Annotated in this window: 2 protein-coding genes; both read right to left on the bottom strand. The window is 38.3% G+C overall.

Annotated elements, in window-relative coordinates; translation table 11 throughout:
- Positions 1 to 86: 86 nt before the first annotated feature.
- A complete protein-coding gene (locus tag ACODST_RS27760; protein ID WP_488935342.1) occupies positions 87 to 470 on the bottom strand; it encodes a DUF3037 domain-containing protein in 384 nt (127 codons plus the stop codon).
- Positions 460 to 1,242 (bottom strand): HipA family kinase, encoded by a 783-nt coding sequence (locus tag ACODST_RS27755; RefSeq protein WP_488935341.1) that lies wholly within the window; start codon positions 1,240 to 1,242, stop codon positions 460 to 462. The genes ACODST_RS27760 and ACODST_RS27755 overlap by 11 nt, the downstream gene beginning before the upstream one ends.
- Between the last annotated feature and the right edge of the window lie 397 nt (positions 1,243 to 1,639).

Genomic DNA, 1,639 nt, shown 5'->3' with positions numbered 1-1,639 from the left:
AAAATCTGCAAGATCGGCTTAAATCATATTAAAATCTGCGTGAAAAAACCTTTGTCACTTTGTCTCTCTGAACCTCTGCCCCTTTTTCAAAGCACCAACTCTTCAAACAAACGCTGAACCGTTTTTTCCAAATCCTGACACAGCCCAGGATGCGGTCTTGACGTTTGGATAGCAGAACTTCTAATGGCAGTAAGCCAGCGAAAACGCTCCGGAATTTCAAACCCGGCAATGGGTCCGCCATCTTTGGCCCCGTTGGCAATTTTTACTAATGAAGTTATATTACATTCTAACTGTTCAATATCAAAGTCGGCAGAAAGGGCTTGTATTTTTTCTTTATTGAGATGAAAAAGTACTTTTATAAACTTCGCTTTTTTGCAGAATAAAATGATTCCGATATTCAGGAATTCTTCGCGCTCTACTCTTGGTACAAGCCGAATCACAGCATATTCGTATAAGTGATTATCTTGCATTTTGGGCCTGGTTTACAAATATTTCTGAATTCTCTAATCGTGTCTTTAAAAACTGCAGGTACACATTTCGCAGCCCTTCCGGCGTTTCGTCTGCATCTTCCCATTGTAACCAGTCCAGTGGAATTGTATTTACAATTTCTTCTAAAATCTCAGGAGTCAAAATCGCTTTAAACTCGGCATCGACTTCTTTTAAAAGAGAAGCCTGAGACAGTAAAACATGGTCTTTTATCAACGCAAACGGACTTTTGGCATGCTGTTCCCAGTTGTTCCAGGAATGATGAAAATACAAACAGGCTCCATGGTCAATGAGCCATAATTCCTTATGCCAGATCAGCATATTGGTATTTTTAAACGTACGGTCGACATTGGTAATATAAGCATCCAGCCAGACAATCTGCGACGCTAATTTGGCATCAACAGTTGTTACAGCCGGATCAAAAGTAATAGCACCTGATAGAAAGTGAAGTGCCAGATTTAAGCCCTGACTTCCTTGTAATAAATCCTGAATTTCTTCATCGGCTTCGGTTCTTCCAAAAGCTTCATCAAGATTGGCAAAAACGAGTTCCGGAAGCTGTAATTTTAAAGCTTTTGCAATTTGTCCGCCAACCAGTTCGGCAATAAGAGCTTTTACACCATGTCCGGCTCCCCTGAATTTTAATACATATTTAAAGTCGTCATCGGCTTCTGCCAGCGCCGGTAAAGAACCTCCTTCACGAAGCGGCGTTATATAACGCATGACATTTACTGTTCTAAGATCGAAGTTGTTTTTCATTTTTTTAATATTCAAAGATGCTGAGAAACTGAGCTGCCAGTTTTCTAATCTCTAACATTACAAACTTACGTTTTTTTGATTGTAGAATATAGATTATAGATTATAGATTGTAGATTATAGATTGTAGATTATAGATTGTAGATTGTAGATTATAGATTATAGATTATAGATTGTAGATTGTAGATTGTAGATTGTAGATTATAGATTGTAGATTATAGATTGTAGATTGTAGATTGTAGATTGTAAACTGAAAACTGAGACTGAAAACTAAACACTGAACACTGAGACTGAACACTGAGACTGAACACTGAGACTGAACACTGAGACTGAACATTGAGACTAAACACTGAGACTGAACACTGAGACTGAACACTGAGACTGAACACTGAGACTGAAC

Source organism: Flavobacterium sp. FG19 (genome assembly GCF_057809475.1).
Note: the sequence above shows the minus strand (reverse complement) of the source record. Positions and strands in the feature narration are given on the sequence as shown.